The following is a 24161-nucleotide window of genomic DNA, read 5'->3' on the forward strand; positions in this document are numbered from 1 at the left end:
GAGACATGGCTAAAGACGACGTGATTCAGATGCAGGGTGAGGTGCTGGAAAACCTTCCCAACGCAACGTTTCGCGTCAAGCTAGAGAACGGCCACGTAGTGTTAGGCCATATTTCCGGCAAGATGCGGATGCATTACATCCGCATCTTGCCCGGGGACAAGGTGACGGTCGAATTGACCCCGTATGATCTGTCCCGCGCGCGCATCGTATTCCGGGCGAAGTGAGCGGACTGGAATTGAAGGAAGAGGAAAATCATGAAAGTGCTGGCTTCTGTTAAGCGCATTTGCCGCAACTGCAAAATCATCAAGCGCAAGGGCGTGGTGCGTGTGATCTGCTCGTCGGACCCGCGTCATAAGCAGCGCCAAGGCTAATTTCGCAAAGAGGATTGACGAATGGCACGTATCGCAGGGGTCAACATCCCCAACCACAAACATACCGTGATTGGCCTGACGGCGATCTACGGTATCGGCCGCTCGCGCGCTCAGAACATTTGCGAGGCTACTGGCATCCCGACCGACAAGAAGGTCAAGGACCTGACGGATTCGGACCAGGAAGCGCTGCGTAAGGAAATCGAGAAGTTCCTCGTCGAAGGCGATCTGCGCCGTGAAACGACGATGAACATCAAGCGCCTGATGGATCTGGGCTGCTACCGTGGCGTGCGCCATCGCAAGGGCCTGCCGATGCGTGGTCAACGTACCCGCACCAACGCCCGTACCCGTAAGGGTCCGCGCAAGGCCGGCGTCGCGCTCAAGAAGTAATCCGTCGGGTAAAGGATAGGAACTATGGCAAAAGCAGCGAATACCGCCGCCCAGCGCGCGCGTAAGAAGGTTCGCAAGAACGTCGCCGACGGCATCGCGCACGTTCACGCGTCGTTCAACAACACGATCATCACGATCACCGACCGTCAGGGCAACGCTCTGTCGTGGGCGACGTCGGGTGGCCAGGGCTTCAAGGGCTCGCGTAAGTCGACGCCGTTCGCGGCTCAGGTCGCTGCTGAAAGTGCTGGCCGCGTGGCGCAGGACCAAGGCATCAAGAACCTGGAAGTGCGCATCAAGGGCCCGGGCCCGGGCCGTGAGTCGGCTGTGCGTGCACTGAACAACCTGGGTATCAAGATCGCCGTGATCGAAGACGTGACGCCGGTGCCGCACAACGGCTGCCGTCCGCCGAAGCGTCGTCGTATCTAAGTGATTCGACCGGCCGCGCCAGTTGCTGGCGAGGTCGGTCTGCGGGTGCTATACTTGCCCGCCTGCCTGTCTTCCGGATTTTTCTGGAAGGCGGGTTTCGTCTTTTCATAAGCCCACCGTTCGCCTCGTTCCGATTGTGGAAGCGCTGGCGGACCATTCGCAGAGTTCAAGCTGCGGATGACTGATAACAAAGGAACGCAACGTGGCACGCTATACCGGCCCCAAGGCGAAACTGTCTCGCCGCGAAGGTACTGACCTTTTCCTGAAGAGCGCACGCCGCTCGCTCGCCGACAAGTGCAAGCTGGACAGCAAGCCTGGCCAGCACGGTCGCACTTCCGGTGCTCGCACCTCCGACTACGGCAACCAACTGCGCGAAAAGCAGAAGGTCAAGCGCATCTACGGCGTGCTGGAGCGTCAATTCCGCCGCTACTTCGCTGAAGCCGATCGCCGCAAGGGCAACACGGGTGAAACCCTGCTGCAACTGCTGGAATCGCGCCTGGACAACGTCGTCTACCGCATGGGCTTCGGCTCGACCCGCGCTGAAGCGCGTCAGCTGGTGTCGCACAAGGCGATCCTGGTGAACGGCGTGGCACTGAACGTGCCGTCGGCCCAGATCAAGTCGGGCGACGTGGTTGCCATCCGCGAAAAGTCGAAGAAGCAAGTGCGTATCGCTGAATCGCTGACGCTGGCTGAGCAAAGCGGTTTCCCGACCTGGGTTGCCGTGGATGCCAAGAAGATGGAAGGTACCTTCAAGCAAGTCCCGGATCGTGCAGATATCGCCGGTGACATCAACGAAAGCCTGATCGTCGAATTGTATTCGCGTTAATGACGACGCCCGTGCCGAAAGGTGCGGGCTTCTTGCGCTTTTTGGGGACGCTCATCGTCAACAAAATTGTGTTCGTGCGCCTGCCGTATCTTGGCGCCGTCCCAATCTGGTTCGTTACGTGCCGCAACGCGATTGCGGCACGCGCGTCTTCCGTCGCGGTGGACGCGACGGAATCTTTCCAGTCCAATCCGTCAGCCTTATCGGTGTAACGAGCCGAGGGTATTGAAACAGGACAACCTACATGCAAACAGCACTCCTCAAGCCCAAAATTATTGCGGTTGAGCCGCTTGGCGATCATCACGCGAAGGTCGTCATGGAACCGTTCGAGCGCGGCTACGGCCACACGCTCGGTAACGCGCTGCGCCGCGTGCTGCTGTCGTCGATGGTCGGCTATGCCCCGACCGAAGTCACGATCGCTGGGGTCGTCCACGAGTATTCCACCATCGACGGCGTGCAAGAAGACGTCGTCAACCTGCTGCTGAACCTGAAGGGCGTGGTGTTCAAGCTGCACAACCGTGATGAAGTCACGGTGTCGCTGCGCAAGGAAGGCGAAGGTGTGGTGACCGCTGCTGATATCGAGCTGCCGCACGATGTCGAGATCATCAACCCGGGTCACGTGATCGCCAACCTGTCGGCTGGCGGCAAGCTTGACCTGCAACTGAAGGTCGAGCAAGGCCGTGGCTATGTGCCGGGTAACGTGCGTAAGTTTGGCGACGAGTCGAGCAAGGTCATTGGCCGCATCGTGTTGGACGCCTCGTTTGCGCCGGTGCGCCGCGTGTCGTACGCCGTTGAGTCCGCTCGTGTGGAACAGCGTACCGATCTCGACAAGCTGGTGATGAACATCGAAACCAACGGCGTGATCTCGCCGGAAGAGGCGATTCGCCAGTCGGCTCGCATCCTGGTGGACCAACTGTCGGTGTTCGCTGCCCTGGAAGGCACGGAAAGCGCTGCTGAGGCCGCCGCCGCCCGCGCACCGCAGATCGATCCGATCCTGCTGCGCCCGGTTGACGACCTGGAGCTGACGGTGCGTTCGGCCAACTGCCTGAAGGCCGAAAACATCTACTACATCGGCGACCTGATCCAGCGTACCGAGAACGAGCTGCTGAAGACCCCGAACCTGGGTCGCAAGTCGCTCAACGAGATCAAGGAAGTCCTCGCTTCGCGTGGCCTGACGCTCGGCATGAAGCTCGAGAACTGGCCGCCTGCAGGTCTCGAGAAGTAATTGCAAGTTGTCGGCCGGTGCGTGTGCATCGGCCGGTTTTTCCGCCGTTGTTGTCTGGGCGGCTCATTGTTAAAGCTACCGGCCCGCGCCTCGCAAGGGGTGATAGAAGAGCTGGTCAAACACTCTTAAGAAGGAATCATCATGCGTCACCGTCATGGTTTGCGGAAACTGAACCGCACCTCGTCGCACCGTCTCGCGATGCTGCGCAACATGTCCAACTCGCTGCTGCAGCACGAGCTGATCAAGACCACCCTGCCGAAGGCCAAGGAACTGCGCAAGGTTGTCGAGCCGCTGATCACGCTGGCCAAGAAGGACACCGTTGCTAACCGCCGTCTGGCTTTCGCCCGCCTGCGCGACCGCGACATGGTCACCAAGCTGTTCACGGAACTGGGCCCGCGTTTCGCGACCCGTCCGGGTGGCTACACCCGTATCCTGAAGTTCGGCTTCCGTCAGGGCGACAATGCGCCGATGGCATTGGTCGAGCTGCTGGACCGTCCGGAAGTTGCCGAGGCTGTGGACGCCGAAGCCGCTGAGTAAGATCAGCCGAGGTTTGCCGGTGCGACACGTCGTCGCGCCGGGTGAGCCGAAAGTGCGCCGAATGTCCCTTTCGAGCGCGCATTACAATGAAGCCAGGATTCGCATCCTGGCTTTTTTGTTGTCTGCGCTCGGCTATTTGGCCATGGGAGCGCATCTGTGGAGTTTCCATGTCTGCCGGAACCGATGTGCTGCTGGTGCTGACCAATCTGCCGGATGCCGACAGCGCCGACCGTGTGACCAAAGTCGTGCTCGAATCTCGGCAGGCCGCGTGCGTCAATCGCTTGCCTGCCTGCGCGTCGGCATACTGGTGGAATGGCGCGATCGAACAGGCGACCGAGATTCCGCTGTTGATCAAGACCACGCGTGCGACGTATTCCGCGCTCGAAGCGGTGTTGCGCAAGGCACATCCTTACGAGGTGCCCGAGATCATCGCCGTGCCGGTGACCGCGGGCCTGCCGGCGTATCTTGCGTGGGTGGCCGGCGAGACGCGACCACCTTCTGTTTGAAGTTAGATTGCCGTTGATATGACCTTCTCTTCGTCCCCGCCAATGCGCCGTGTGCTGCAGTTGCTGATGCTGCTGGTCGCCGTGCTGATGCTGCGCGTACCGGTGCACGCTGCTGACGATTTCCTGCCGCCCGAGCAGGCGTTCCGCTTCTCAGCCAAGCAACTCGATGGGCAGACGGTCGAGGTCAAGTTCGCCATTGCCGACGGTTATTACATGTACCGCGAGCGCTTGGCCGTGGTGGCGGACCCCGCAACAGTCACATTCGCGCCGCTTGAACTGCCTGCGGGCAAGATCAAGCACGACGAGAACTTCAACAAGGAGGTCGAGACCTATCGCCATGAGCTCGTCTTCCACGTCAAGGCGCAAGACGCATCGGCGCCGTTCACGTTGGTCGTCACCTCACAAGGCTGTGCGGACCAGGGCCTGTGCTATCCACCGATGAAGAGCCGATTCCAGGTGGAGCCGGCCTCTGTGTCGAGTGTGCCAACGGCACCGGGCGCCGCAGTAGTCAGCGGGGCCGAGTCCTCTTCCGACGACAAGCTCGGCCGCATCGCCAGCACGCTGGGCAGTGGCAACCTCGGGGCAATTGCCTTGCTGTTCTTCGGCTTTGGTTTGCTGCTGACATTCACACCGTGTGTGCTGCCCATGTTGCCGATCATCTCGGCCATCGTGGTGGGCGAGCATGCCACGCGCATGCGTGCTGCGGTGGTGTCCGTGGCATATGTGCTAGGGATGGCGACGGTCTACACGGCGCTTGGCGTGGCGGCGGGCTTGGCGGGGCAGGGGCTTCAGGCTGCGCTGCAGAACCCTTGGGTGTTGGGCGCGTTTGCGTTGCTGATTGCATTGCTGTCGCTGTCGATGTTCGGCTTGTACGAGCTGCAGTTGCCGGCGTCGTGGCATCACCGGTTGACGCAGGCATCCAACAAGCTGAGTGGCGGCCAGATTGCGGGCGCCGCCGTCATGGGGGCATTGTCGGCGCTGATCGTTTCACCGTGCGTGACGGCACCCTTGGCGGGGGCGCTCGCTTACATTGCACAAACCGGCAATGCGGCAACGGGTGGTACAGCGCTGTTTGCCCTGTCCATGGGGATGGGTGTGCCGCTGATTCTGGTGGGCGTGGGTGCCGGCAATCTGCTGCCGCGGTCGGGGCATTGGTTGACCGTCACCAAGGCGATCTTCGGCTTCATTCTGCTGGCCGTGGCCCTGTACATCGTGCAGCCGGTGCTGCCCGCATGGGCTGCAATGGTGGCCTGGGGCGCGCTGCTGATCGGTGCGGCCGTGTTTCTGCGGACGTTCGATTCGCTGCCAGACGGCGCGGGCAACGTGCAGCGTCTGGGCAAGGTGGTGGGCGTGGTACTGGCGCTGGCGGGCGCGGCGCAACTGGTGGGCGTGGCCGCAGGTGGGCGAGATCCGCTGCAACCGTTGGCCGGCGTGCTGCGCGCATCGACCGGTGCATCCGCGCAAGCCGAGGCGCATGGCCTGACCTTCAAGCGCGTGAAGAGCACGGACGAACTCGACGCCGAGGTACGCAACGCCAGTGCGTCGGGTCGCGCGGTGATGCTCGACTTCTACGCCGACTGGTGCGTGAGCTGCAAGGAAATGGAGCGCCTGACCTTCACGGATGCGCGGGTGCGCACGGCGCTCGCCGATGTGGTGCTGCTGCAGGCCGATGTGACGGCCAACAGCGCGGATGACCAGGCGCTGCTCAAGCGCTTTGGCCTGTTTGGCCCGCCCGGCACGATCTTCTTTGATACGCAGGGTCGTGAGGCGCAGGCCCGCGTGGTCGGCTTCGAGCGCGCCGACACCTTCCTCGCCAGTCTGCGCCGCGCTCTCGGTGCAAGCGGCGCAGCACAGACGGCAAAAACTTCTACCTGATCACCCGCGCAGCAAGCGGGCGGCGTCCAGTGCGAAGTACGTCAGGATGCCGTTCGCGCCGGCGCGCTTGAACGCCAGCAACGATTCCAGCACGACCTTGTCGTGATCCAGCCAGCCGTTCTGCGCGGCGGCCTTCAGCATCGCGTATTCCCCGCTGACTTGGTACACGTAGGTCGGGAAGCGGAATTCATCCTTCACGCGGCGCACGATGTCGAGGTACGGCATGCCGGGCTTGACCATCACCATGTCGGCGCCCTCGGCGATGTCGAGCGCCACTTCGCGCAGCGCCTCGTCCGAGTTGGCCGGGTCCATCTGGTAGGTCATCTTGTTGCTCTTGCCCAGGTTGGCCGCCGAACCCACCGCATCGCGGAACGGGCCGTAGAACGCTGAAGCGTACTTGGCCGCGTAGGCCATGATGCGCGTGTAGATGTGGTCGTCGTGCTCCAGCGCCAGGCGGATGGCGCCGATGCGGCCGTCCATCATGTCGGACGGCGCGACGATGTCCACGCCCGCCGCGGCTTGTACCAATGCCTGCGCGGTGAGGATCTCCACCGTCTCTTCGTTCAACACATAGCCGTTGGCATCGAGCACGCCGTCCTGGCCGTGGCTCGTATATGGGTCGAGCGCCACGTCGGTCAGGATACCCAGCTCGGGGAAGCGCGCCTTGAGCGCCTTCACCGCACGTGGGATCAAGCCTTCGGGGTTGGTCGCCTCGATGCCGTCCGGCGTCTTGATCGACGGCTCGATCACGGGAAACAGTGCCAGCACCGGAATGCCCAGCTGCACGCACTGTTCGGCCACGCCCAGCAGCACATCAACCGACACACGTTCGACGCCCGGCATCGACGGCACGGCCTGGCGCACGTTGGTGCCTTCGAGGATGAAGACGGGGTAGATCAGATCGTCGGGGGTGAGGCGCGACTCGCGCATCATGCGGCGGGAGAAATCGTCGCGGCGCATACGGCGCGGGCGATGGTCGGGGAAGCTTGCAGTCATGTCAGCGGACTCTAAGAACACACTGTGAAGTTTGAAAACTTTCGTGGCGATTATCCATCCTATGCACGGACAATGCGCCCGCGACGCTGGTGCAGCGTCCCCCGCGGCTCCTCCCTGACGCGGGTTCCCATCGATGGCTCGATGGGGTCGTTACCCCCGTTGCGCTTTTGGCGACGGGGTTTTTTTTGCCGGTTCGCTTTGCAGCGCGGGCTCCAGGGCTTCGGGCAGACACAGCCAACCTGCGACAATTCGCTGCGCCTCTTCGATGCCGCGGCGCTTCAGGCTGGAGAACAGCTGCACCGTGAGTGACACGTCACCTTCGATCTGCGCGCGGTAATCGGCCAGCACCTTGCGTGCCGCCATCAGCGCGCGCGACGCATCGTTGTTGGTCAGCTTGTCGGCCTTCGTGAGCAGCACGTGGATCGGCTTGCCCGTCGGCAGGAACCACTCGACCATCTGGCAATCGAGGTCGGTGAAGGGGCGGCGCGCGTCCATCATGATGACCAGGCCGGCCAGTTGCTGGCGCGCCTTGACGTAGTCGCCCAGCAGATGGACCCAGTGCGATTTGGTTTCGCCCGGCGCTTCGGCATAGCCGTAGCCGGGCAAGTCGACCAGGAAGCCGAGCGGGTCTTCCGCCTTGGCCGGCATCACGGAGAAATAGTTGATGTGCTGTGTGCGACCGGGCGTCTTACTGGAGAACGCCAACCGCTTCTGGTTGCACAGGATGTTGATTGCGGTGGATTTGCCTGCGTTGGAGCGGCCCGCAAACGCGACTTCCGGCACAGCGGTTGCCGGTAAATCACGCAAATGATTGACGGTGATGAAGAAACGGGCTTGATGCAGGAGCGACATGCGCGGCAGTACCTGTAGACTGCAGTTCAGAACTGCGTGGTTGCTGCGCCGCGAGGTCGCATTGCAGAGGCGTTATTGTACAATATGCCGGTTTACGGACGTCCCCTCCAGATCCGTCGCAGGACCGCCCCGAGGCCCGGGCCGGTCCGTTTTCATGCACGGTTCCGGTACGAGGAGAAGGGGATGCCCGGCGCCGCAGGGTCCGGCATTGGGCGGCGCACGCAGCATTCGAAAACAATCTAAACAAGGTGTGCGAATGAACCGCATCGCGAACGTTCTTGCTGTCGCAGCGCTGTCCCTGGCATCGGCCCTTTCCGTGGCCCACGCTGAAGAACAAAAGATTGCCAAAGCCGATGCTGCACGCGGCGAAACGCTCTTCAACACCGGCGTTCCCGCCAACGGCGTGCCGGCCTGTACGAGCTGCCACGGTGCTGGTGGCAACAGCGCCATGAACGTCAACCCGAAGCTGGCGGGTCAGCACGCCGAGTACATCGAGAAGCAACTCAAGGATTTCAAGGCCAAGACCGACCGTAACTACGCGGTCATGTCGCTGTACGCGGGCGCGCTGTCCGATCAGGACATGAAGGACATCGGCGCGTACCTGGGCAAGCAGGCTGCCTGGAAGCCGGGCTCGGCCAAGAGCAAGGACACCATCGAGCTGGGCCAGAAGCTGTACCGCGGCGGTGACGCCAAGCGCGGCATCGCAGCCTGCGCAGGCTGCCACGGCCCGACCGGTGCCGGTATTCCGGCGCAGTATCCGCGTATCGCAGGTCAGTTCTCTGAATACACCGAGGCGCAATTGGTGGCGTTCCAGAACGGCACGCGCAAGAACAGCGTGCAGATGCATGACCTGGCCAACCGCATGACGACTGAGCAGATCAAGGCGGTGGCCGACTACATCGCCGGCCTGCGCTAATCTGCCGCACCTGACCGTCTGGCAGGCGGTCGCACAATCAACAAGAAGAACAGGGTGGCAATGCGCCTGGCATCGCCGCCCTGTTTTCGTTTCTGAACAGGCTTTCTTCGCATGTCTTCGGTCTCCACTTCCGGCGTCCAGATCCGCTCCCGCCGCCGTGCACTGCGCGAGACGGTCGAGCTGCTGTCGTCGATGCGCTTTGCGATCAGCTTGCTGACCGTCATCGCCATCGCCAGCGTGATCGGCACGGTGCTCAAGCAGAACGAGCCGTACCCGAACTACGTCAACCAGTTCGGGCCGTTCTGGGCGGAGGTGTTCCGCTCGTTGACGCTGCCCACGGTGTACAGCGCGTGGTGGTTCCTGCTGATCCTGGCGTTTCTGGTGGTGTCGACCTCGCTGTGCATCGTGCGCAATGCGCCCAAGATGCTGGCCGACATGCGTACCTGGCGCGAGAACGTGCGCGAGGGCAGTTTGCGCGCGTTCCATCACAAGGACGAGTTCGACGCGCCCGCCGACGCGGCCACCGTCACGGCGCGCTTGGCCGCGCTGGCGCAGAACCGAGGCTTTCGCATCAAGGCGTTTTCGCGCGACGGTGGGGCCACGCTCATCACGGCCAAGGCCGGCGCCGGCAACAAGATCGGCTATATCCTGGCGCATTCGGCCATCGTCATCGTCTGCATCGGCGGGTTGCTCGACGGCGACATGATGATCCGCGCGCAGATGTGGTTTGGCGGCAAGTCGCCCATCAAGGGCAACGCGGTCATCAGCGAGATCGGGCCGGAGCACCGGCTCTCGGTGTCCAACCCGGGCTTCCGGGGCAATGCGTTCGTGCCGGAGGGCTCGACCGTCAGCACTGCGATCCTGAACATCGCCGACGGGGCGCTGATCCAGGACCTGCCGTTCATGATTACGCTCAAGAAGTTCACCGTTGAGCATTATTCGACCGGCATGCCCAAGCTGTTCGCCAGCGATATCGTCGTGACCGACCGCCGCACCGGCAAGCAGGTCGATGCGCGTGTCGAGGTGAACAAGCCGTTCGTGTATGACGGCGTGGCGATCTACCAGTCGAGCTTTGAAGACGGCGGCTCCAAGCTCAAGCTGACCGGCTTCCCGATGGCGGGGGGCGAGGCCAAGACGTTCACGCTGTCCGGCGTGGTTGGCCAAGACACCAAGCTGACCGGCCACGGTGCTGACTACACGGTCGAGTTCACCGATTTCCGCCTGATGAACATCGAGACGGTGACGGACGCCTCCGGCAAGCCCGACGCACGGGGCGTGGGCAAGAAGGGCGGCAATCAGGGGGACGATGCGAGCGGCCTGCGCGCCGAGCTGGGCAACGTCACCAAGATGACGCACGACCGTGACCTGCGCAACGTCGGCCCGTCGGTGCAGTACAAGCTGCGCGATGCAAACGGCCAGGCGCGCGAGTTCAGCAACTACATGCTGCCGGTCACGCTGGATGGGCAATCGGTGTTCCTGGCCGGCATGCGCACGCAGCCGGACGAGCCGTTCCGCTATCTGCGCATTCCGGCGGATGCGCAAGGCACGGTGAACGACTGGATGCGCCTGCGCGCCGCGCTGCAAAACCCGGCGATGCGTGCGGAGGCGGCGCGCCGCTTTGCACTGCTCTCCATGCCCGGCGAGGATCGCGCCGCACTGCGCAGCCAGTTGACCGACAGCGCCCGTCGCGCGCTCGACCTGTTCGCCGGTGCCGCTGCTGACCTGAAAGATGCCCCTGCCGAAGCGCAAGGTGGTTTTACAGCGATCGCCACCTTCCTGCAAAAGTCAGTGCCCGAAGGCGAGCGCGAGAAGGCGGCCGACGTGCTGATGAAGATCATCAACAGCGCGATGTGGGAGCTGTGGCAACTGGCCCGCGCGCAGGATGGCCTGCCCGCGCCTACTGTCGATGCGACGAGCAGCCAGTGGCTGCAGACCGCCATCAACTCGCTGTCGGACAATGTTTTCTACGGCGCACCTGTGTATCTGCAGCTTGCCGACTTCCAGCAGGTGCAGGCCAGCGTGTTCCAGCTCACGCGTGCGCCGGGCAAGAACATCGTGTATCTTGGGTCGCTGCTGCTGGTGCTGGGCGTGTTCTCAATGTTCTACGTAAGGGAGCGCCGCTGGTGGCTGTGGGTCAAGCCGCAATCCGGTCAGACCAACGAACGCACCTCCGGCGCACATGTGCTGACCGCCATGTCGACCATGCGCCGCACGCTCGACTTCGACCGCGAGTTCGAGCGCCTCAAGCAAGATGTTCGCGCCGTGACGGGCGCCCCCGCGATCCCCGGTTCTGCCAGTGCAGCAGACACCGACCCCAAACCAATGAAGTGAGCAGGTGATGGAAGCGACGAATCCTCCCCAAACGACCGTGGCGAGCGCTGATCTGGGTGCACTAGAGCGTGCGTCGTATTTCCGCCGGCTGGGCTGGTTCGACTGGCTGTTTGCCGCGGTGCTGGCTGCCGGCGCTGGTTATGCGTTCTCGCGTTACGGCGCCTACATGGATGGCTACGAGCGCGGCATTCTCGTCGCGGCTGTCCCCGCCTTCGCATGGCTGGGCTGGACGTGGAAGCCGGTGCGGGTGCTGATGATCGGCATTGCCGTGCTGTCGCTGTTCGGCATCTCGCAGTACAGCGGTGCGAACGGCCCCGAGCTCGCTCGCGCTGAGCACGCCTTCTTCCTGAAGTACTTCCTCGCCAGCCAGTCGGCCATCCTGTGGATGAGCGCGCTGATCTTCCTGTCCACGCTGTTCTTCTGGACAGGGTTGGCGCTGCGCTGGGAAGCGGGCAGCTCGATTGGTAGCAAGCTGTGCTGGGCGGCCGTGGTGCTGGGTCTGACTGGCATGCTGGTGCGCTGGTACGAGTCCTACCTGGTGGGGGCGGATATTGGCCACATTCCCATCTCGAACCTCTACGAAGTTTTCATCCTCTTCACGCTGATCACGTCGCTGTTCTACCTGTACTACGAGCAGCGCTACAAGACGCGCGCGCTTGGCCCGTTCGTGATGCTGGTGGTGTCGGCGGCGGTGGGCTTCCTGCTGTGGTACACGGTGTCGCGCGGCGCGCAGGAGATCCAGCCGCTGGTGCCGGCGCTGCAAAGCTGGTGGATGAAGATTCACGTGCCGGCCAACTTCATTGGCTACGGCACGTTTGCGTTGGCTGCCATGGTGGGCGCGGCTTACCTGCTCAAGGAGCACGGCATCCTGGTCGATCGCCTGCCGTCACTCGAAGTGCTGGATGATGTGATGTACAAGGCCATCACCGTCGGCTTTGCGTTCTTCACCATCGCCACAATTCTGGGCGCGCTGTGGGCGGCGGACGCCTGGGGCGGGTACTGGAGCTGGGATCCGAAGGAAACCTGGGCGCTGATCGTCTGGCTGAACTATGCGGCCTGGCTGCATATGCGCCTGATGAAGGGCCTGCGTGGCCGCATGGCGGCGTGGTGGGCGCTGATTGGCCTGCTGGTGACGACCTTCGCCTTCCTGGGCGTGAACATGTTCCTGTCGGGCTTGCACAGCTACGGCGAACTCTAAGTCACAAAAAATCCTCAGCGGACTGGAATAAAGACGCGCCTAGCGTGTTTACTGCTCTGTGAGGGCGCCTCATTTTTCCCCTTCCGGCGCCCCTCCCACCCAAGGAGAACAAGATGAGCCAGTCCGCAGCTTCCCCCCTGTTGTTTAACGCACGCCTGGCATTTGCCGGGGCCGTGGCGCTTGCCGCGTTCGGCTTGGCCGGTTGCAGCAGCATGGGCATGGGGATGTCCACGCCGATGGCCGTGAAGGTGACCAACGGCACGCTCACCGACGCACACGGCATGACGCTGTACACGTTCGATCGTGATGCCGCGGCCGGCAAGAGCGCCTGCAATGGCAAGTGCGCCGACAACTGGCCGGCGCTGGCCGCCAATGATGCCGATCAGCCATCCGGCGACTACACCATCATCACCCGCGACGACGGCAAGAAGCAGTGGGCCTACCACGGCAAGCCGCTGTACCTCTGGAGCAAGGACAAGATGCCTGGCGACCAGACTGGCGATGGCTTCATGAACGTCTGGCACGTGGCCAAACCGTAAGCACCGCCGCCCGACTGCCCGCGCTTCATGACCGACCTTGCCGGCCGCCTGATCGCGCTGACGCCGCGCTTGCGCCGTCACGCCCGCGGCCTGGTGGGTGACGCCACCCGCGCCGACGATCTCGTGCAGGACACGCTGGAACGCGCCTGGCGTTACCGCTGGCGTTTCCAGTTGCGCCCGAGGTTTGGTGCCGCGAGCGGCGAGAGCGACGGGCTGTTCGCGTGGCTGCTGACCATCATGCACCGCCTGCACCTAAACGCCGTGCGCCGGCCGGATCGGATTGAGTTGACCGACACGCTGCCCGACATCCCTGTCGACGAAGACCCCGGTCTGCGCCGTGATCTGCTGCGCGCGCTGGCCTCGCTGCCGGAGGATCAACGCGCCGTGCTGCTACTCGTTGGACTGGAGCAACTCGCCTACAAGGAAGCCGCCGACGTGCTCGGCGTGCCGCTGGGCACGGTGATGTCGCGCCTGTCGCGGGCGCGCGAGCGGATGCGTGTAGCGCTGGAAGGGACGTCCACCGCGCCGGGCGCTTCCGGTGATGGCAGCACTGCGCTGCACCGAGTGAAGTGAGGCCGACCATGTCTGCCGATGTTTCCCACACCGCCATCCACATCGACGAGCTCCATGCTTACGCCGACGGCCGCCTGGCTGCTGCGCGCCGTGCCGCCGTGGAGGCGTACCTTGCCGCGCACCCCGGTGCCGCCGCCGAGGTGGCCGGTTGGCGCAAGACCGATGCGCAGCTCCATCGCGCGCTTGATCCGCTTCTCAACGAACCGGTGCCGCCGCGGCGCATTCCGGCCGCCATTCTGGCCGCTGCGCAGCAACCACCGCGTGCGCGCGGCTTCGGCACGATGCGCGGTTGGAGTGTGCTGGCCCTGGGCGTGGCGTGTCTGGCGATTGGTACCGGCGCGGGCTGGCTAGGCCGGGGTGCGTTTGAGCCGGCCGTGCCGATGCAACGCTTTGCCAACGATGCACTCGTATCGCACGTCGTCTTTGCGCCCGAGTCGAAGCATATGGTGGAGGTGCCGGCTAACGAAGAGGCTCATCTCGTCACATGGCTGTCGCGGCGGCTGGATGCGCAACTGCGCATCCCCGACCTGACGCCGCTCGGCTACCGGCTCATCGGCGGGCGCCAGACCGTATCGGCGGATATGCCCACGGCCATGCTGATGTACGAAGGGCCGGACGGCACGCGCATCTCCGTGCAGTTGCGGCGCATGCCGAACAACCGCGATACCGGCTTCCGTTTGGAGACGCTGACGCCAGGCAACCGTGTGCTGCAGGCGATTCACCCGGCGGTGGATCACCCGCAGCCGATGGCGTTCTACTGGGCGGATCACGGGCTGGGGTTTGCGGTGTCTGGGCCGCTGGCGCGGGCGCAGTTGCTGGAAGTGGCGCAGGCGGTCTTTCGTCAGTACAGCGAGTTCACCGGGGCGCCGCAGGGAAAGGAATAGCGCCACAGAAATTTTTCGCCTTGCGCTGTCAGGTCGGCGGCGCTGGCACGACCAAGGACCATGGGAGCCAGACTCCCGCACAACGAGGACCACTGATCATGCTGATCAAGACCGACCGCTGGCTGCACGGTGACGACATCCCTGCCAGCGAGATCACCCCGCAGCACATCTTCGAGCAGCGCCGCCGCTTCCTGGCCGCTGCCGCCATGGGCGCGGCCGGCGCGACGCTGGCGCCGTGGGCATCGCGCGAGGCTTTCGCCGCCAATGCGCCGCTGGCCAAGCTGGCCGCCAAGTCCAACCCGGCCTACACCACGGTCGAGAAGGCCACGCCGTACGATCAGGTCACGACGTACAACAACTTCTACGAGTTCGGCACCGACAAGTCCGACCCGGCGCGTTATGCCGGCACGCTGCGCCCGCACCCCTGGCAGGTCAGCGTGGAAGGGCTGGTGAAGACGCCCAAGACCTATGACCTGGACGACCTGATGAAGCTCGCGCCGATGGAAGAGCGCGTCTACCGCCTGCGCTGCGTCGAGGGCTGGTCGATGGTGATTCCGTGGGTGGGTTTTCCGCTGGCCGAACTGATCAAGCGGGTGGAGCCGCAGGGCAGCGCCAAGTACATCCAGTTCATCTCGCTGGCCGACAAGCGCCAGATGCCGGGCGTCAGTAGCCCGGTGCTGGAGTGGCCGTACAGCGAGGGCCTGCGCCTGGACGAGGCAATGCACCCGCTGGCGCTGCTCACCTTTGGCCTCTACGGTCAGGTGCTGCCGAACCAGAACGGCGCGCCGGTGCGCGTGGTGCTGCCGTGGAAGTACGGTTTCAAGAGCGCCAAGTCCATCGTGAAGATCCGCTTTGTCGACAAGCAGCCGCCCACCAGCTGGAACATCGCCGCGTCCAACGAATACGGCTTCTACTCCAACGTGAACCCGACCGTGGATCACCCGCGCTGGAGCCAGGCCACCGAGCGCCGCATCGGCGAGGACAAGGGCGGCTTTGGCGGCCTGTTCGCACCCAAGCGCAAGACGCTGATGTTCAACGGCTACGACCAGGTCGCCCCGCTCTACGCGGGCATGGACTTGCGCAAGAACTTCTGAGGACGACATGAAACTGCTGCCGCCCATGCTGTCGCCCAAGCAACTGCGTGTGATGAAGATCGCCGTGTGGCTGGTGGCGCTCGTGCCGTTCCTGCGCATCGTCTTTCTGGGGGCGACTGATCAGTTCGGGGCGAACCCGCTGGAGTTCGTCACGCGCTCGACCGGCACGTGGACGCTGGTGCTGCTGTGCTGCACGCTGGCCATTACGCCACTGCGTCGCATCACCGGCATGAACTGGCTGATCCGCATCCGCCGCATGCTGGGCCTGTACACGTTCTTCTACGGCACGATCCACTTCCTGATCTGGCTGCTGGTCGATCGCGGGCTCGACCCAGCGTCGATGTTGAAGGACATCGTCAAGCGTCCGTTCATCACGGTGGGCTTCGCGGCTTTCGTGCTGATGATTCCGCTGGCGGCGACATCCACCAACGCGATGATCAAGCGCCTGGGCGGCAAGCGCTGGCAGTGGTTGCATCGGTTGGTGTACGTGACAGGCGTGCTGGGCATCCTGCACTACTGGTGGCACAAGTCCGGCAAGCACGACTTTGCGGAGGTGTCGATCTACGCAGCGGTGATGGCGGTGTTGCTGGGGTTGCGCGTTTGGTGGGCATGGCGTGGCGCACGGCAAGGCGCGATGGCGGCCGGCGCAATGCCGGCGCGTGATTGACCGGCGCGGATCGCCAAAGAAAAAGCCTCGCAACTGCGAGGCTTTTTCTTTGCGGTGATGCTGCCTTATGCCGGGAACAGATGCTCGCCGCGGATCTGGTCTTCAAAGCGCTCGCGCTCGCGCGCCAAGTGCACCTTGTCGCCATCCACGATGACTTCCGCCGCACGATTGCGCGTGTTGTAGTTCGAGCTCATCGTGAAGCCATACGCGCCGGCCGATAGGATTGCCAGCAAGTCGCCCGCCTGCACCGCCAGCGAACGATCGCGGCCGAGCCAGTCGCCCGATTCGCACACCGGGCCGACCACGTCGTAGACGACCGGTGCGCTTTCACCTTCGCGCACCGCAACGATGTGGTGATACGCCTCGTACATGGCCGGGCGGGCCAGGTCATTCATCGCCGCATCGACGATGCAGAAGTTCTTGCTGGCACCCGGCTTGAGGTATTCGACACGGGTGAGCAGCAGACCGGCGTTGCCCACCAGCGAGCGGCCCGGCTCGAACAGCACGGTGCGATCGCCAAAGCCGCGTTGCTCCACACGATCCAACAGCGTGCGTGCGAAGGCGGTGATGTCCGGCGGCGTCTCGTCGGTGTAGGTGATGCCCAGGCCGCCGCCCACGTCGATGTGCGACAGGCGGATGCCTTCGGCATCAAGCTTGCTCACCACGTCGAGCACCTTGTCCAGCGCGTCCAGGTATGGCGACACCTCGGTGATCTGCGAGCCGATATGGCAATCGATGCCGACCACATGCAGGTTGGGCATGGCGGCAGCGGCGCGGTAAGTCGGCAGCACTTCGTCAAAAGCCACGCCGAACTTGTTGCCCTTCAGGCCCGTCGAGATGTACGGGTGCGTCTTGGCATCCACGTCCGGGTTGATGCGCAGCGACACAGGCGCAGTCTTGCCCATCGATGCAGCCACATCGTTCAGGCGATGCAGCTCCGGGATCGACTCCACGTTGAAGCACGCCACGCCGACTTCCAGCGCGAAGCGCATATCATCCGCGTTCTTGCCCACGCCCGAGAACACCACCTTCGAGGCCGACACGCCGGTGGCGAGTACGCGCTTGAGTTCGCCGGCCGAGACGATGTCAAAACCGGCGCCCAACTGCGCGAAGATTTGCAGGAGCGCAAGGTTCGAATTGGCCTTGACGGCGTAGTGCACATGCGCGTTGCGACCCTCGCACGCGGCGGCGTAGGCGCGATAGTTGGCTGTGAGCGCAGCGCGCGAATACACGTAGGTGGGCGTGCCGAACTGCGCGGCAATCGCGTCGAGCGCGACACCTTCGATCATCAGGGCGCCGTCCTGGCGGATCAGGGACTCGGACATGGGTGGAGAGCAATCAAGGCGCTGCGTTGCATGAGGCAGGCAGCGCCGGTTGAAAAGAGAAACAGATCAGCGGTTGGCGGGCACCGCGCTGGCGGCGTCTGTCGCAGGTTTGGCGCCAGGCACCGGCGGCTGCGGCACGGCGTTCGGTCCGGCGATGCCAGGGTCGGTTGTCTGGGGTGCAGTCGGTGCCTGGGGCACCTTGGGCATGTACAGCGGCCCGCGAATCCCGCAGCCGGATAGACCTGCGGCCGTCAGGGTCAGGCCGACAGTGGCTACAATGGCGGCGATTCGTGTCATCGGATGGTGGTGCGGAAAAGAGCCACAAGGGTGCAACCTTGCGGCAATCAGAGTCACATGGGGCGAGGCGCCAAACGGTCGAAAAAGGCCGCGATGCCGCGCCCGCGCAAGATTTTGGAGTGTAGCATGCCCCCCCTGACCGAATCGGAGTTCCTGGCGCTGGCCGACGCGGAGCTTTCCCGCATCGAAAGCATCGTCGAGATTGCTGCTGACGAAGCTGACGCCGACATCGAAGTCAGCCGTGTTGGCAACGTGCTGACGCTGGAATTCGACGATGGCTCCAAGATCATCGTCAACAGCCAGGCGCCGATGCAGGAACTGTGGGTGGCCGCACGTGCCGGCGGATTCCACTTCCGCCACACCGACAGCCGCTGGACAGACACCCGCAGCGGCGAAGAACTCTACGTTGCCCTGTCGCGCTATGTCAGTCAGCAGTGCGAAGTGGATGTGACGCTGGCGGCCAACTGACCGCCACGCCCATCCGCCGTGCAAAAGAGAAGCCGCCCCGAAGGGCGGCTTTTTCGTTGGCGATGAAGCTCAGTTACCGCGGAACATGTCGAGAATCTTTTGCTTCTCCTGTTCCGGCGTCGGCGCCAGGCTGCCGCCCGGCTGCGGCTGGTCGCCGCCTGGTGCCGAGGCAGGGCCAGCGGCGCCCGGCATTGCATCGCCCAGACCCACCGAGGCAATGCCCTGACCGTTGGCGTATTCCTCGTAGGCCCAGTCGCCGGCCATTTGCACCACACCTTCGGGCGGCTGGCGATCTGTCTCGGGCTGACCCTTGAGGGCATAGCTCATGTAGTTGATCCAGATCGGCAAGGCCAGGCCGCCGCCGGTTTCGCGGTCACCCAGGCTGCGCGGGTTGTCGTAGCCCATCCAGGCCACGCCGACCAGCTTGGGCGTATAGCCGCAGAACCACGCGTCGAACGAGTCGTTGGTGGTGCCGGTCTTGCCGGCCATGTCGTTGCGGCCCAGCTTGGCCTTGGCCTGATAGCCCGTGCCGTTCGATACCACACTGCGCAGCAGCGAGTCCATGATGAAGTCGTTGCGTGGGTCGATCACGCGCACGGCGTCCTTGGCGGCCGTCATCGGGTGCGTTTGCTGGATGACCGTGCCGCGTGCATCGACCACGCGATCAATGATGTACGGGTTGACGCGGTAGCCCCCGTTGGCGAACACCGAATACGCGCCGGCCATCTGCAGGATCGTCACCGAGCCCGCGCCCAGCGCCATCGGCAGGTAGGCGGGGTGCTTGTCCGCCTCGAAACCGAAGCGCGTGATGTATTGCTGCGCGTACTGCGTACCAATGGTGCGCAGGATCCGCACGGACACGAGGTTCTTCGACTTCTGCAGCGCGCGGCGCATCGTCATCGGGCCGTCGTAGCCGCCGCCGTAGTTCTTCGGCTCCCACACCTGGCCGCCGGTGTCGCCCGTCGGGATCGACAGCGGCGCATCGTTGATCACCGTGGATGGCGAGAAGCCCTTGTCCACCGCCGCCGAGTAGATGAACGGCTTGAAGCTCGAACCCGGCTGGCGCCACGCTTGCGTGACGTGGTTGAACTTGCTGCGGTTGAAGTCAAAACCGCCGACCATCGAATAGATCGCGCCTGTCTGCGGGTCCAGCGAGACAAAGCCCGAGGCCACCTCCGGCAACTGCGTGATCGACCACTTCTGTGTCTTCGTGTCTTGAGTCACGCGAATGACCGCGCCCGCACGCAGCTTGATCTTTGGCTGCGCATTGGCCGACAGCGCAGCCTGTGCGAATTTCAGGCCATCGCCCGCCAGATCGATCGTTTCGCCCGACAGCATCGTCGCGCGCACCAGCTTCGGCGCCACACTCACCACCACGGCCGATTGCAGATCGTCGCTGCTCGGGTGCTCGAGCAGGGCATCGTCGATGGCCTGTTCGCGGTCATCCGCGTCGGCCGGCAGGTCAATGAAGGCCTCGGGGCCGCGGTAGCCGTGACGGCGCTCGTAGTCGAGGATGCCGCGACGCACCGATTGATAGGCCACGTCCTGATCGCCCTTGCGCAGCGTCGTATAGACGTTCAGGCCGCGCGTGTAGGTCTCTTCGCGGTATTGCGCATACATGAGCTGGCGCACCATTTCCGCCACGTACTCGGCGTGCACATCGAATTCATGACCTTCGCTGCGCACCGGCAGTTGCTCGTTGATGGCCTGGGTGTACTGCTCCGGCGTGATGTAGTGCAGGTCGCGCATGCGCTGCAGGATGTACTCCTGGCGCACCTTGGCGCGCTTCGGGTTCACCACCGGGTTGTACGCCGACGGCGCTTTGGGCAGACCGGCCAGCATGGCGGCCTCGGCCAGGGTAATGTCCCTGATGTTCTTGCCAAAATAGATCTGTTCGGCGCTGGCAAAGCCGTACGCGCGCTGGCCGAGGTAGATCTGGTTCATATAAAGCTCGAGGATCTGGTCCTTGCTCAGGCTGGCTTCGATCTTGTACGAGAGCAGCATCTCGTAGATCTTGCGCGTGAACGTCTTCTCGCTCGAGAGGAAGAAGTTGCGCGCCACCTGCATGGTGATAGTCGACGCGCCCTGCGACAGGCCGCCGTGCAGGTTGGCCAAGCCAGCGCGCAGTACGCCAACGAAGTCCACGCCGCCGTGCTCGTAGAAGCGATCGTCCTCGATGGCGAGCACCGCGCGTTTCATCACGTCGGGGATCTGCGCAATCGGCACGAAGCTGCGGCGTTCCTCGCCGAACTCGCCGATCAGGACGTTGTCCGCGGTGTAGACGCGCAGCGGAATCTTCGGCCGGTAATCGGTGATGACGTCGAGCGACGGCAGGTTTGGCGCGGCCACCAGCAGGGCATAACCCACCAGCAGCGCCCCGACGACCCCCATGGCAACGAACAGGCCGAACATCCAGAGGAGCAGACGCGCCCACAGCGGGCGGCGGGCTTTGGGCGGCTTGGGCGAAGCTGGGGTGGTTTGGGCAGTAGCCATTACAGGTGGGCACCGGGGGTGTCAGTCAGCGTGGCGGGGATTATATCTTCGGGACCCATGGGGTCCGCCCGATGAGGGGGTAACAGCGCGTAACGGCTGTCACGACTGCAGCGTGTGCTGCACTCGGGTGGCGTATCCGGCACCGCGTGCGCGCGGATTGTGCGCCTGCGTTAGCCTGATTCAAGGCGGAGAAGAATCCGCCGTTAGAAGTAGACGAAGCGGAAAGCAAGTCAGACGAAAGGGGTATCCCTCGATCGTGGGGTTTTGACAACGCTTTACGAATCGGCACCTGCGAAATGCACTGCGGTCCGCCGGAGCGTTTGCCTGTTCTAAAGGATTTTGTGAGAATCCAGCAGCAAATCCATGCAGGCTATGGCGCACGTTGGACGTGGAGCGGGCGCCAGGGTTCAAAAATATATAAACGGTGGGGTGTCTCTGTGCGACGGGGTTTGTTGTCCGGCCTGCTGCGCCGCAATATCGTCGGGATTGATATCGGGTCTTCCAGCGTCAAAGTGGTGGAGCTATCCGCCAATGGCAAGCAGGGGGATTTCCGTCTCGAGAAATGCGCTAGCGAGCTCATTGAACGCAGTGCCGTCGCGGACGGCAATCTGGTCAATATCGACGCGGTGGGCAGCGCACTCAAGCGCGCCATCGCCAAGGCAGGCATCCGCAGCAAGGATGCGGTACTGGCCATTCCGTCCAGCCTGACGGAATCACAAACCGTCAGCCTGCCCGACAACCTGACCGAAGACGAGCTCTTCGTGCAGGTCGAGAGCGAGGCCAACCGGCTGTTTCCGCCCTCGCAGAACGTCAATTTCGACTATGTCGTGATCGGCCCGTCCGAAACCGAGGGCGGGGTCGGTGTGCGCGTGACGGCAACGGTGTCCGAGCGTGTGACCGAGCGCGTGACCGCTGCCGAGATGGCAGGCCTCAAGCCGATCGTCATGGACGTGGAAGAAAACGCCATCCAGCGCGCCATGACCCACATGCTGGCGGTCAAGCATGACGCCACCGAAACCGAGATGCGCGACATGCCCGTGGTGGCGATGTTTCATCTGGGCGGCGCCCGCTCGCACGCACTGTTCTATCAAGGTTGGAAGGAACTGTACGAGCAACCGCTTTCTGGCTCGGGTGACCAACTCACACAGAGCATCTCGCGCTTGTTCTCGCTCGACCTGCTCAAGGCCGAGGTAAAGAAACGCAAGAACACGCTGCCCGACGAATACCGCAGCCAACTGCTCAAGCCGTCGCTGGAGACGCTGGCGATGGAAATCAGCCAGGCCATCCAGAACTTCATGTCGACCTCGAGCGTTGGCCGGGTCGATGAGATCGTGCTCTCGGGCGGCCATGCATCCCTGCTGGGCGTGCAGACCGCCATTCAGCAGCAGACGCAGATCAACACGACGCTGGCCAACCCGTTTGCCAACATGGGTGCGGCCAAGAACGTCAACGCGCGCTATCTGCAACGCGATCTGCCGGCGTACATCGTCAGCGCGGGCCTGGCCCTGCGCGGGCTGCAATAAGGAGCGGGCGATGGCCAATGAAAGCGCGAATGCCGTGAATGCGCTCCCGAGCGTCAACCTGCTGCCGTATCACGCCGAGCGGCGTGCGGACAAGCGCAAGAAAGTCTTCATGAGCCTAGGCGGCGCGGCCGTCGCGGGCGCCGTGGTGGTGTTTCTGGGCGGCATGGTGATCGATCACCAGACCGAAGAGGCGCAGCGCATCAACGATGTTCTCACGCAGAAGAACGCGGAGATGGACAAGCAGATCGTTGAGGTGAACACGCTCAAGAAAGACATCGAAGACCTGCTACAGCGTCAGCAGGCTGTCGAGAGCCTGCAGAACGAACGCAACCGCCCGGTGCAGTTGCTCGAGGAGCTGGTGCGCCAAGTGCCGGAAGGTGTCTACCTGACCTCGCTCAAGCAGGATGGTGACAAGTTCACGATTTCCGGCGTGGCGCAGTCCAACGAACGCGTGTCGGATCTGCTGCGCAACCTGGGCGCGGTGCCCTGGCTTGACCGTGCTGAACTGGGGGAGTCCGTCGCCACCACGATGACGAACAACCTGAAGGAGCAGCGTCGTCTGTTCAATTTCACCGTCCGTTTCCAGTGGAAGGCTGAGGTGGCAACGCCCGCCAAGCCAGGAGCGGCCGGCGCAGGGGCAGGGAAATAATCATGGCGCTCTCGACCGAAATTTCGCTGGAAGACCTGGTCAGCCAGTTCCGTGGACTGAACCTGAACGAGCCTGAAACGTGGCCGATCGCGCCGCGCATCCTGTTCATGATCCTGGCCGCCGTGCTCGTGATCGTGCTGGGCTGGCAGTTCTACTGGAGTGGCAAGTTCGACGAGCGCGATGCCAAGCGCACCGAGCAAGAGCAACTGAAGTCTGCCTACCAGAGCAAGCTCGCTCAGGTGGTGAACCTCGAGGCACTGCGCAAGCAGAAGGCAGAGGTGGAGCAGCGCGTTGCCAAGCTCGAACTGCAACTGCCCAACAAGACCGAGATGGATGCGCTGCTGGCCGACGTCAACCACGCCGGTATCGCGCGTGGGCTGACATTCGATCTGTTCCGCCCGTCCGCCGCTGTGGTTAAACCGTACTACGCCGAGATCCCCGTCGCCGTGAAGGTGAATGGCCGCTACCACGACATGGCACTGTTTGCTGCCGATGTGGCTGCACTGTCGCGGATCGTCACGCTCCAGAACATCGCACTGACGGGCAACAAAGACGGTGGCATGGTGATGGAAGCGCGCGCAGAAGCGTATCGCGCGCTCGATCCGGACGAGCAGGCTGCTCAGCGCAAGGCCAACGCAGCCGCCAAGGGAGGCGCCAAATGAGGGGCCAGACCATGAGCCGCCGCCGGATGCCGCGCCTCGCGCGTATCGCCCCGCTGTGCCTGGTTGTTGTGCTGGGTGCCTGCGGCGCGAACGCCGATGACGAATTGCAGCAGTGGATGCAGCAGGCGCGCAACAACGTCAGCACAAAGCTGGCACCCCTGCCGGAACCCAAACCTTACGCGCCGCGTGAATACACGACCACCAAGCAGACTGACCCGTTCAGCGTGCAGAAGGTGGCGGAACTTTCGCGCGCGCAAAACGAATCGCCAGAACCGAACCGCCGTCGCGAGCCGCTGGAAGACTATCCGCTGGAAGCCTTCAAGCTGCTCGGGACGATGAAGCGCAATGGCGAAACGGAAGGCGTCGTGTCTGTCGGGGACAAGACGCAACACGTGCATGTGGGGCAGTACATCGGACAAAACTATGGTCGTATCGTCCGCATCGGCGATCAGGAACTCACCCTGCGAGAGCTGGTGCGCGAAGGCACGACCGAATGGAAAGAAAAAATGACTACCCTGAAAGTTCAGGAGGGCGCGCAATGACG

At 63.4% G+C, this 24161-nt stretch carries 28 protein-coding genes; 23 read left to right on the forward strand and 5 right to left on the reverse strand.

Features of this window, described 5'->3' with window-relative positions; genetic code table 11:
- Positions 1–5: 5 nt before the first annotated feature.
- The 10 genes from infA (at position 6) to dsbD (ending at position 6150) form a co-directional block, all read left to right on the forward strand.
- Positions 6–224 carry a translation initiation factor IF-1 gene (gene infA, locus F7R11_RS24815; protein WP_003264140.1) on the forward strand — a complete coding sequence of 73 codons (219 nt, stop codon included), beginning with the start codon at positions 6–8 and terminating at the stop codon, positions 222–224.
- A 30-nt stretch (positions 225–254) separates the two neighbouring features.
- Positions 255–371 carry a 50S ribosomal protein L36 gene (gene rpmJ, locus F7R11_RS24820; RefSeq protein WP_003264141.1) on the forward strand — a complete coding sequence of 39 codons (117 nt, stop codon included), beginning with the start codon at positions 255–257 and terminating at the stop codon, positions 369–371.
- Positions 372–392: 21 nt separating this feature from the next.
- Positions 393–758 carry a 30S ribosomal protein S13 gene (gene rpsM, locus F7R11_RS24825; RefSeq protein ID WP_021197572.1) on the forward strand — a complete coding sequence of 122 codons (366 nt, stop codon included), beginning with the start codon at positions 393–395 and terminating at the stop codon, positions 756–758.
- Between the two features lie 24 nt (positions 759–782).
- On the forward strand, positions 783–1184 hold the full coding sequence (gene rpsK / locus F7R11_RS24830) for a 30S ribosomal protein S11 (RefSeq protein ID WP_021197571.1): 402 nt from the start codon (positions 783–785) through the stop codon (positions 1182–1184).
- Between the two features lie 202 nt (positions 1185–1386).
- Positions 1387–2010 (forward strand): 30S ribosomal protein S4, encoded by a 624-nt coding sequence (rpsD, locus tag F7R11_RS24835; protein WP_021197570.1) that lies wholly within the window; start codon positions 1387–1389, stop codon positions 2008–2010.
- Positions 2010–2219: a hypothetical protein gene (locus tag F7R11_RS24840; protein WP_021197569.1), complete on the forward strand. Its 210-nt coding sequence runs from the start codon at positions 2010–2012 to the stop codon at positions 2217–2219. Before rpsD ends, F7R11_RS24840 begins: the two co-directional genes overlap by 1 nt.
- 32 nt (positions 2220–2251) lie before the next feature.
- Positions 2252–3232: a DNA-directed RNA polymerase subunit alpha gene (locus F7R11_RS24845; RefSeq protein ID WP_004634508.1), complete on the forward strand. Its 981-nt coding sequence runs from the start codon at positions 2252–2254 to the stop codon at positions 3230–3232.
- 141 nt (positions 3233–3373) lie between these two features.
- Positions 3374–3769 (forward strand): 50S ribosomal protein L17, encoded by a 396-nt coding sequence (rplQ, locus tag F7R11_RS24850; protein WP_031330213.1) that lies wholly within the window; start codon positions 3374–3376, stop codon positions 3767–3769.
- 167 nt (positions 3770–3936) lie between these two features.
- Positions 3937–4275 carry a divalent-cation tolerance protein CutA gene (gene cutA, locus F7R11_RS24855; protein WP_064805469.1) on the forward strand — a complete coding sequence of 113 codons (339 nt, stop codon included), beginning with the start codon at positions 3937–3939 and terminating at the stop codon, positions 4273–4275.
- Between the two features lie 18 nt (positions 4276–4293).
- Positions 4294–6150 (forward strand): protein-disulfide reductase DsbD, encoded by a 1857-nt coding sequence (dsbD, locus tag F7R11_RS24860; protein WP_064805466.1) that lies wholly within the window; start codon positions 4294–4296, stop codon positions 6148–6150.
- On the opposite strand, the gene hemB is transcribed toward dsbD, so the two are convergent.
- Together hemB and yihA are read right to left on the reverse strand one after the other, a co-directional pair.
- A complete protein-coding gene (hemB, locus tag F7R11_RS24865) occupies positions 6151–7146 on the reverse strand; it encodes a porphobilinogen synthase (RefSeq protein WP_064805463.1) in 996 nt (331 codons plus the stop codon). It abuts the gene before it with no gap.
- Between the two features lie 150 nt (positions 7147–7296).
- Positions 7297–7998, reverse strand: a complete 702-nt coding sequence (gene yihA / locus F7R11_RS24870) for a ribosome biogenesis GTP-binding protein YihA/YsxC (RefSeq protein WP_064805461.1) — start codon at positions 7996–7998, stop codon at positions 7297–7299.
- A 256-nt stretch (positions 7999–8254) separates the two neighbouring features.
- Here yihA and F7R11_RS24875 point away from each other — a divergent pair, with 256 nt between their 5' ends.
- The 8 genes from F7R11_RS24875 to msrQ all read left to right on the forward strand — a co-directional run bounded on the left by F7R11_RS24875 (position 8255) and on the right by msrQ (position 16200).
- Positions 8255–8914 carry a c-type cytochrome gene (locus tag F7R11_RS24875; protein ID WP_064805459.1) on the forward strand — a complete coding sequence of 220 codons (660 nt, stop codon included), beginning with the start codon at positions 8255–8257 and terminating at the stop codon, positions 8912–8914.
- Between the two features lie 111 nt (positions 8915–9025).
- Positions 9026–11245, forward strand: a complete 2220-nt coding sequence (locus F7R11_RS24880; RefSeq protein WP_064805457.1) for a cytochrome c biogenesis protein ResB — start codon at positions 9026–9028, stop codon at positions 11243–11245.
- A gap of 7 nt (positions 11246–11252) precedes the next feature.
- Positions 11253–12443, forward strand: coding sequence for a c-type cytochrome biogenesis protein CcsB (gene ccsB, locus F7R11_RS24885; protein ID WP_064805455.1), 1191 nt, complete (start codon positions 11253–11255; stop codon positions 12441–12443).
- Positions 12444–12556: 113 nt separating this feature from the next.
- Positions 12557–12982: a COG4315 family predicted lipoprotein gene (locus tag F7R11_RS24890; RefSeq protein ID WP_021197560.1), complete on the forward strand. Its 426-nt coding sequence runs from the start codon at positions 12557–12559 to the stop codon at positions 12980–12982.
- A 27-nt stretch (positions 12983–13009) separates the two neighbouring features.
- Positions 13010–13555: an RNA polymerase sigma factor gene (locus tag F7R11_RS24895; RefSeq protein ID WP_064805453.1), complete on the forward strand. Its 546-nt coding sequence runs from the start codon at positions 13010–13012 to the stop codon at positions 13553–13555.
- Positions 13556–13563: 8 nt separating this feature from the next.
- Positions 13564–14439, forward strand: a complete 876-nt coding sequence (locus tag F7R11_RS24900) for an anti-sigma factor (RefSeq protein WP_064805451.1) — start codon at positions 13564–13566, stop codon at positions 14437–14439.
- A 98-nt stretch (positions 14440–14537) separates the two neighbouring features.
- Positions 14538–15533 (forward strand): protein-methionine-sulfoxide reductase catalytic subunit MsrP, encoded by a 996-nt coding sequence (msrP, locus tag F7R11_RS24905; protein WP_064805449.1) that lies wholly within the window; start codon positions 14538–14540, stop codon positions 15531–15533.
- A gap of 7 nt (positions 15534–15540) precedes the next feature.
- On the forward strand, positions 15541–16200 hold the full coding sequence (msrQ, locus tag F7R11_RS24910; RefSeq protein WP_064805447.1) for a protein-methionine-sulfoxide reductase heme-binding subunit MsrQ: 660 nt from the start codon (positions 15541–15543) through the stop codon (positions 16198–16200).
- 65 nt (positions 16201–16265) lie between these two features.
- Here the strand turns inward: msrQ and lysA are convergent, their stop codons facing one another.
- Both lysA and lptM read right to left on the reverse strand, forming a co-directional pair.
- Positions 16266–17525, reverse strand: a complete 1260-nt coding sequence (gene lysA, locus F7R11_RS24915; RefSeq protein ID WP_021197555.1) for a diaminopimelate decarboxylase — start codon at positions 17523–17525, stop codon at positions 16266–16268.
- A 66-nt stretch (positions 17526–17591) separates the two neighbouring features.
- Positions 17592–17822: an LPS translocon maturation chaperone LptM gene (lptM, locus tag F7R11_RS24920; RefSeq protein WP_021197554.1), complete on the reverse strand. Its 231-nt coding sequence runs from the start codon at positions 17820–17822 to the stop codon at positions 17592–17594.
- Between the two features lie 126 nt (positions 17823–17948).
- Between lptM and cyaY the strand changes: the two genes are divergently transcribed.
- Positions 17949–18290: an iron donor protein CyaY gene (gene cyaY, locus F7R11_RS24925; RefSeq protein ID WP_064805445.1), complete on the forward strand. Its 342-nt coding sequence runs from the start codon at positions 17949–17951 to the stop codon at positions 18288–18290.
- 69 nt (positions 18291–18359) lie between these two features.
- Here the strand turns inward: cyaY and F7R11_RS24930 are convergent, their stop codons facing one another.
- On the reverse strand, positions 18360–20783 hold the full coding sequence (locus F7R11_RS24930; protein ID WP_064805443.1) for a penicillin-binding protein 1A: 2424 nt from the start codon (positions 20781–20783) through the stop codon (positions 18360–18362).
- Between the two features lie 452 nt (positions 20784–21235).
- Between F7R11_RS24930 and pilM the strand changes: the two genes are divergently transcribed.
- From pilM to F7R11_RS24950, 4 genes are read left to right on the forward strand one after another with little or no spacing between them, the layout of a single operon-like run.
- A complete protein-coding gene (gene pilM / locus F7R11_RS24935; protein WP_031330205.1) occupies positions 21236–22306 on the forward strand; it encodes a type IV pilus biogenesis protein PilM in 1071 nt (356 codons plus the stop codon).
- Positions 22307–22316: 10 nt separating this feature from the next.
- A complete protein-coding gene (locus tag F7R11_RS24940; RefSeq protein WP_021197550.1) occupies positions 22317–22955 on the forward strand; it encodes a PilN domain-containing protein in 639 nt (212 codons plus the stop codon).
- Positions 22956–22957: 2 nt separating this feature from the next.
- On the forward strand, positions 22958–23617 hold the full coding sequence (locus F7R11_RS24945; protein ID WP_064805440.1) for a type IV pilus inner membrane component PilO: 660 nt from the start codon (positions 22958–22960) through the stop codon (positions 23615–23617).
- Positions 23614–24159, forward strand: coding sequence for a pilus assembly protein PilP (locus F7R11_RS24950; protein WP_064805438.1), 546 nt, complete (start codon positions 23614–23616; stop codon positions 24157–24159). Before F7R11_RS24945 ends, F7R11_RS24950 begins: the two co-directional genes overlap by 4 nt.
- The last annotated feature ends 2 nt before the right edge of the window (positions 24160–24161 follow it).

It is taken from the genome of Ralstonia insidiosa (genome assembly GCF_008801405.1).
Classification (GTDB): Bacteria; Pseudomonadota; Gammaproteobacteria; order Burkholderiales; family Burkholderiaceae; genus Ralstonia; species Ralstonia insidiosa.